General features: G+C 67.7%; 6 protein-coding genes. All 6 read right to left on the minus strand.

The annotated features are described in order from the left end of the window. Nucleotide 1: 1 nt before the first annotated feature. Nucleotides 2-1,594 (minus strand): NADH-quinone oxidoreductase subunit NuoN, encoded by a 1,593-nt coding sequence (gene nuoN / locus HCN51_RS38130; protein ID WP_168016733.1) that lies wholly within the window; start codon nucleotides 1,592-1,594, stop codon nucleotides 2-4. Further along, nucleotides 1,591-3,150, minus strand: coding sequence for an NADH-quinone oxidoreductase subunit M (locus HCN51_RS38135; RefSeq protein ID WP_168016735.1), 1,560 nt, complete (start codon nucleotides 3,148-3,150; stop codon nucleotides 1,591-1,593). Before HCN51_RS38135 ends, nuoN begins: the two co-directional genes overlap by 4 nt. Next, nucleotides 3,150-4,997, minus strand: a complete 1,848-nt coding sequence (nuoL, locus tag HCN51_RS38140) for an NADH-quinone oxidoreductase subunit L (RefSeq protein ID WP_186404712.1) — start codon at nucleotides 4,995-4,997, stop codon at nucleotides 3,150-3,152. The genes HCN51_RS38135 and nuoL overlap by 1 nt, the downstream gene beginning before the upstream one ends. 73 nt (nucleotides 4,998-5,070) lie before the next feature. Beyond that, nucleotides 5,071-5,367 (minus strand): NADH-quinone oxidoreductase subunit NuoK, encoded by a 297-nt coding sequence (gene nuoK / locus HCN51_RS38145; RefSeq protein WP_080043637.1) that lies wholly within the window; start codon nucleotides 5,365-5,367, stop codon nucleotides 5,071-5,073. Continuing rightward, on the minus strand, nucleotides 5,364-6,167 hold the full coding sequence (locus HCN51_RS38150; protein WP_168016737.1) for an NADH-quinone oxidoreductase subunit J: 804 nt from the start codon (nucleotides 6,165-6,167) through the stop codon (nucleotides 5,364-5,366). The genes nuoK and HCN51_RS38150 overlap by 4 nt, the downstream gene beginning before the upstream one ends. Continuing rightward, entirely contained in the window at nucleotides 6,160-6,675 is a 516-nt protein-coding gene (gene nuoI / locus HCN51_RS38155) for an NADH-quinone oxidoreductase subunit NuoI (protein ID WP_080043639.1), read from the minus strand. The genes HCN51_RS38150 and nuoI overlap by 8 nt, the downstream gene beginning before the upstream one ends. Nucleotides 6,676-6,817: the final 142 nt, after the last annotated feature.

Raw genomic sequence — 6,817 nt, forward strand, 5'->3', positions numbered from 1 at the left:
TCTATCTGATGAACAGGCTGCTGGCGGCGTCGTTGGCGACACCGAGCACGGACTCCGGGTAGAGCCCCACTCCTACGGTAACCAGCAGCGAAACCGCGATGACCGCCACGGTCCCCATACTGGGGGCCGCGATGGCCGGGCCGTCGGCCGCCGGCTCGCTGAAGAACATCAGCACGATCACGCGGACGTAGAAGAACGCGGCGATCGCCGAAGCGACCACGCCTACGACGACCAGGCCGGCCATCCAGCCGCCCATGGAGTCGCCGGGCTGCGTGCCGCTGTTCAGTGCGGCGGCGAAGACGGCGTACTTGCCGAAGAAGCCGCTGGTCAGCGGGATGCCGGCGAAGGCGAGCAGGAAGAAGGCGAACACGCCGGACAGGACGGGCGCGCGCTTGCCGAGGCCGGCCCAGCGGGACAGGTGCCCCGCCTCGCCGCCCGGGTCGCGCACGAGCGTCAGTACGGCGAACGCGCCGACCGTGGTGATGCCGTAGACCGCGAGGTAGAACAGGATCGCCTTGAGCGAGCCGGCGTTCTGCTGGGCGCTGCCGTACGTGGCCATCACGCCGACCAGCAGGAAGCCGGCGTGCGCGATGGAGGAGTAGGCGAGCATGCGCTTGATCTCGGTCTGCGTGATCGCCAGGATCGAGCCGACGATCATCGTGAGGGCGGCGACGCCCCAGATGACCGGCCGCCACTCCCAGTCGAGGTTGCCCAGGCCCACCCAGAAGACCCGCAGCACGGCGCCGACGGCCGCGACGAGCGTGCCGGAGGCCATGAGGGCGGTGATGGGGGTCGGGGCGCCCTGGTAGACGTCCGGCTTCCACGCCTGGAACGGCGCCGCGCCGATCTTGAACAGCAGGCCCACGCCGAGCAGCGCGAACCCGATCAGCAGCAGCGGGTCGAGCGTGTTGCCCGCGGCCAGGGCCTTGTTGATGCCGGGCAGCGAGACGGTGCCCGCGAAGCCGTAGATCATGGCGGTGCCGTACAGGAAGAACGCCGAGGAGAAGGCGCCCAGCAGGAAGTACTTCATGGACGCCTCCTGCGACAGCAGGCGGCGCCTGCGGGCGAGGCCGCAGAGCAGGTAGAGAGGCAGCGACATGACCTCGAGGGCCACGAACATCATCAGCAGGTCGTGCGCGGCCGGGAACAGCAGCATGCCGCCCACGGCGAACAGGACCAGCGGGTAGACCTCGGTGTGGCCGGTGCCGTTGTCGTGGGCCTCGGCCTCCTCCTCGTCGGCGCTGCCCGGCACGGCCGCGGCGGAGGCCACGAAGTGCCCCTCGTCGTTGATCAGCAGCACGCAGACGAACGACAGGACGAGGATGACGCCCCAGATGAACAGCGAGGGCCCGTCCACAGCGACCGCGCCCATGGCGGAGGCCGTGGTGGAGATCTGGCCGCGCACGGTCTGCACCAGCACCAGCGCGAACGCGCCGGCCAGGCTCAGCAGGGTGAGCGGCACGTGGATGGACTTGCGCAGGTAGCGCGGCGCGAACGCTTCGACGAGCACGCCGATGCAGGCCGCGCCGAAGATGATCAGCAGCGGCGCCAGCGTGCCGTACTCGATCGTCGGCGCTTCGATGGCGGGGTTCACTGACCTGTCCCCTTCTCAGCGATGGTGGAGGTGGGCACCTTCACGTTGGTCAGCGTCTGTTGCACAGACGGGTTGATCACATCGAGCAGCGGCTTGGGGAAGAAGCCGAAGCCGATGATGAGGGCGACCAGCGGAGCCAGCACCCAGACCTCGCGGGCGTTCAGGTCCTTGAACGCCTTGACCGGCTCGGCCGTCGGCCCGTTCATGGTGCGCTGCACCATCCACAGGATGTAGACGGCCGCGAGGATCACGGCCACCGCGGAGATGATCGCGGCCACTGTCAGGGCGCCGGAGCCGTGCGCCTGGCTGGAGTACGTGCCGATCATGACCATGAACTCGCTGACGAAGGACGACAGGCCCGGCAGCGAGAGACCGGCCAGACCGGCGACCAGGAAGAAGCCCGCGAGCAGCGGCGCGACCTTCTGCACGCCGCCGTAGTCGGCGATGAACGGCGAGCCGCGCCGCGCGATGAGGAACCCGGCGGCCAGGAACAGCGCGCCGGTGGCGAAGCCGTGGTTGACCATGTAGAGCGCCGCGCCGGACTGGGCGACGGACGACATGGCGAACACGCCCAGGACGATGAAGCCGAAGTGGGAGATCGACGTGTAGGCGATGAGCCGCTTCATGTCGGTCTGCCCGATGGCGACGATGGCGCCGTAGATGATGCTGATGACCGCCAGGACGACGATCGGCATCGTGAACGCCTTGGCGGCGTCGGGGAACAGCTCCAGGCAGAAGCGCAGCATGCCGAACGTGCCGACCTTGTCCAGCACGCCCACCAGCAGCACCGCAGCGCCGGCCGGGGCCTGGGCGGCCGCGTCGGGCAGCCAGGTGTGCACCGGCCACAGCGGCGCCTTGATGGCGAAGGCGATGAAGAAGCCGGCGAACAGCCACTTCTGCGTGACCGGGTCCTGGATGGCCCCGACGAGCTCGGGGAACATGAACGTCTGCTTGCCGGCCACGAAGTACAGCCCGATGACCGCGACCAGCATGAGCAGGCCGCCGAACAGCGAGTACAGCAGGAACTTGACGGCCGCGTAGGACCGCTGGGCGCCGCCGTACGACCCGATCATGAAGTACATCGGGATCAGCATGGCTTCGAAGAAGACATAGAACAGGAAGATGTCGGTCGCCGCGAAGACGCCGATCATCATCGCTTCGAGCACGAGCAGCAGCGAGAAGTACGTCTTCACCGACCGCTTGGGCGTGATCAGCGTGCCGTCGGCGGTCTTGACGCCGTCGGCGTCGTGCCAGGACGCCAGGATCACGATCGGCACCAGCACCGCCGACAGGGCGATGAGCACCAGGGCGACGCCGTCGACGCCGACCCCGAACTTCACGCCGAAGCTCGGGATCCAGTTGTACTCGGCGACGAACTGGAAGCGCTCGCCCGACGGCTTGAACCCGGCGGCCACGACGCCCGTGAGGACCAGCACCAGCAGCGAGACGAGCAGCGAGATCTGCTTGGCCAGCTTGTCACTGCCCTTGGGAAGCAGGGCCACCACGATGGCGCCCACCACGGGCACCGCCATGAGTATCGGAAGCCAGGGTGACATCAGATGTTCCCAACGAGGAGCAGGGCGCCGGTCAGCAGGGCGGCACCGATGAAGATGGACAGCGCGTACGTTCTGGCGAAGCCCGTCTGGACCCGCCTCAGGCGCCCGGAGCTGCCGCCGATGCCCGCCGCCAGGCCGTTGACGATCCCGTCGACGCCGCGGTTGTCGAAGAACACCGCGAGGCGGGTCAGCCACTGGCCGGGGCGCATGAAGAGCGACTCGTTGAGCGCGTCACCGTAGAGGTCGCGCCGGGCGAACGTGGTGAGGAAGGAGCCGCGCGGCTGCACCGACGGCACCTCGGCCCGGCCGTACTTCATCCAGGCGAAGATCGCGCCGACCGCGACGAGGCCGAGCGTGGCCAGGCCGGACGGGGCGAACGGCGCGAACTCCGGCAGTTCCTCGGGCCGGCCGACGGCCGGGGCCAGGAACAGCAGGAGCCGGTTGCTGAGCACCAGGTAGGCGCCCAGGCCGAGCGCGCCGAGCGACAGGATCATCAGCGGCACCGTCATGACGAGCGGCGACTCGTGCGGGTGCGCGTCGTCGGCCCAGCGCTTCTGGCCGAAGAAGGTCATGAAGACCATCCGCGACATGTAGAAGCCGGTGATGCCGGCGCCGAGCACGGCCAGCCAGCCGAGGATGGGCTGGTGGTGGACCGCGGTCTCGATGATGCCGTCCTTGGTGAAGTAGCCGGACAGCAGCGGGAAGCCGATGATCGCCAGGTAGCCGATGAAGAACGTGACGAACGTGATCGGCATGACCTTGCGCAGGGCGCCGTACTTGCGCATGTCGACCTCGTCGTTCATGCCGTGCATGACGGAGCCGGCGCCGAGGAACATGTCGGCCTTGAAGAAGCCGTGCGTGATCAGGTGGCCGATCGCGAAGGCGTAGCCCGCCGGGCCGAGGCCCGCGCCCAGCATCATGTAGCCGATCTGCGACATCGTCGAGCCGGCCAGGCCCTTCTTGATGTCGTCCTTGGCGCAACCGATGATCGCACCGGCGAGCAGCGTGGCCGCGCCGACGATGGCGACGGCGAGCGCGGCGCCGGAGCCCTCGGGGAAGAAGAACGCCCCGGAGCGGACGACCAGGTAGACGCCGGCGGTGACCATGGTGGCGGCGTGGATGAGGGCCGAGACCGGGGTCGGGCCCTCCATGGCGTCGAGGAGCCACGACTGCAGCGGGAGCTGCGCCGACTTGCCGCACGCGCCGAGGAGCAGCAGCAGGCCGATGGCGAGCATGGTGCCGTTCGTCTGGCCGGGCTGGATCTTCTCGCCCAGCTCGGCGAAGGTCAGGGTGCCGAACGTGGTCCAGATGATGAACATGCCGACCAGCAGGCCGAAGTCACCGACGCGGTTGACGACGAACGCCTTCTTGGCCGCGACCGCCGCCGACGGCTTGAACTGCCAGAAGCCGATCAGCAGGTACGAGGCCAGACCCACGCCCTCCCAGCCGATGAACAGGCCGACGTAGTTGTCGGCCAGCACCAGCAGCAGCATCGCGGCGACGAACAGGTTCAGGTAGGAGAAGAACCTGCGCCGGTGCTCGTCGTGGGCCATGTAGCCGATCGAGTAGATGTGGATCAGCGAGCCCACACCGGTGATCAGCAGCGCGAAGCTGATGGACAGGGGGTCGATGAGCAGCCCCATGTCGACCATGCCGGGGATGAACTCGTAGAGGTGGACGGCCCTGCGGCGCTCCTCCTCCCCGAACCCGATCAGCTCGAAGAACGCCAGCACCGCCACGACGAACGAGGCGAGGGACATGGCCACGCCCAGCAGATGGCCCCATCGGTTGGTGAACCGGTTGAACACCAGCAGGATGAACGCCCCGACGAGCGGGAAGGCGATCATCAGCCAGGCGTTGCCGATCACTCCACCGGTGTGCTGGACGATCTCAGCGATATGAGATTCCACCAGTCACCTCTTAGTACTTCAGCAGGTTCGCGTCGTCGACGGACGCGGACCTGCGGGTTCGGAAGATCGTCACGATGATGGCCAGGCCGACCACGACCTCGGCCGCGGCCACCACCATCACGAAGAACGCGATGATCTGGCCCTCCAGGTTGCCGACCTGCCTGGAGAAGGTGACGAAGGCGAGGTTGCAGGCGTTGAGCATCAGCTCGACGCACATGAACACCACGATCGCGTTGCGCCTGATCAGCACGCCGAGTGCGCCGATGGCGAAGAGGATGCCGGACAGTACGAGGTAGTGCGTGGTCACTTGGTCACCTCATTGGTCTCGGCGTCCTTCTCCGCCTCGGTCGGGGCGTGGTCGAGCTCGGCCGTGTGCTTGATGGCCTCGGCGAGCTTCGGGTCCTCGGGCAGGTGGTCGTGCTCGACGTCGTAGCGCGCGATGTAGCGGTTGACCGAGTCCTCGGCGACCGACCCGTCGGGCAGCAGCGCCGGCATGTCGATGGCGTTGCTCCTGGCGTAGGTGCCGGGGCCGGGCAGCGGGGACGGGCGGTCGCCGAGGAAGCGGGCCCGGGACAGGTCCTTCTGCGTGACCTTCTCGGTGAGCTTCTCGCGGTGCGCCAGCACCATCGCGCCGAGCGCGGCGGTGATGAGCAGCGCCGAGGTGATCTCGAACGCGAACACGTACTTGGTGAACAGCAGCAGCGCGATCGAGCGGATGTAGCCGCCCTGCCCGGTGGCCTGGGCCAGCCCGACCTGGGGCGCGAAGACCGCGTTGCCGACGGCCAGCACGATCAGGGCCAGGAAGCCGAGACCGGCGAGGATCGCCCAGAAGCGCTGTCCCTTGAGCGTCTCCACGAAGGAGTCGGAGGAGTCGACGCCGACGAGCATGAGCACGAACAGGAACAGCATCATGATCGCGCCGGTGTAGACGATGATCTGCACCGCGGCCAGGAACGGCGCGTCCTGCACGGCGTACAGGACGGCCAGGCAGAGCATCACGGTGCCGAGCATCAGCGCGGAGTACACGGCCTTGCGGTTGAAGACCATGCCGAGCGCGGCGCCGACGGAGACGACGGCGAGCACCCAGAAAGTGATGGTCTCACCCATTGGTCCGCCCCAGCCGGTAGTAGTCCTCTTCGGTCTCACCGAGCCGCATGGGGTGCGGCGGCTGCTCCATGCCCTGGGTCAGCGGCGCGAGCAGCATCTCCTTGGTGTAGATGAGGCTCTCGCGGTTGGTGTCGGCGAGCTCGTACTCGTTGGTCATGGTGAGCGCGCGGGTCGGGCAGGCCTCGATGCACAGGCCGCACAGGATGCACCGCAGATAGTTGATCTGGTAGGTGCGCCCGTAACGCTCGCCCGGCGAGTAGCGCTCCTCCTCGGTGTTGTCCGCGCCTTCGACGTAGATCGCGTCGGCGGGACACGCCCAGGCGCACAGCTCGCACCCGACGCACTTCTCCAGCCCGTCCGGCCAGCGGTTGAGCTGGTGACGCCCGTGGAAGCGAGGAGCCGTGGGCTTCTTCTCCTCCGGGTAGTTCGTCGTGACGGGCTTCTTGAACATCGTGTGGAAGGTGACCCCGAAGCCCTTGACGGGGTTCAGCCAATCAGTTAGTCCCACTGGGAATCTCCTTGTGCTGCACCCCGTGGTAGTGCGGCAGGTCGAGCGGCGGCACAGGGAAGCCACCGGCCGTCGGCTCCTCGGACAGTTGCTCGAACTCGGCCTCCACCTGTGCCTTCTTCGCTTCCTTGCGCCGCTGGTT

Origin of the sequence: Nonomuraea composti (assembly GCF_012034275.1) — a bacterium.
Taxonomy (GTDB): domain Bacteria; phylum Actinomycetota; class Actinomycetes; order Streptosporangiales; family Streptosporangiaceae; genus Nonomuraea; species Nonomuraea composti.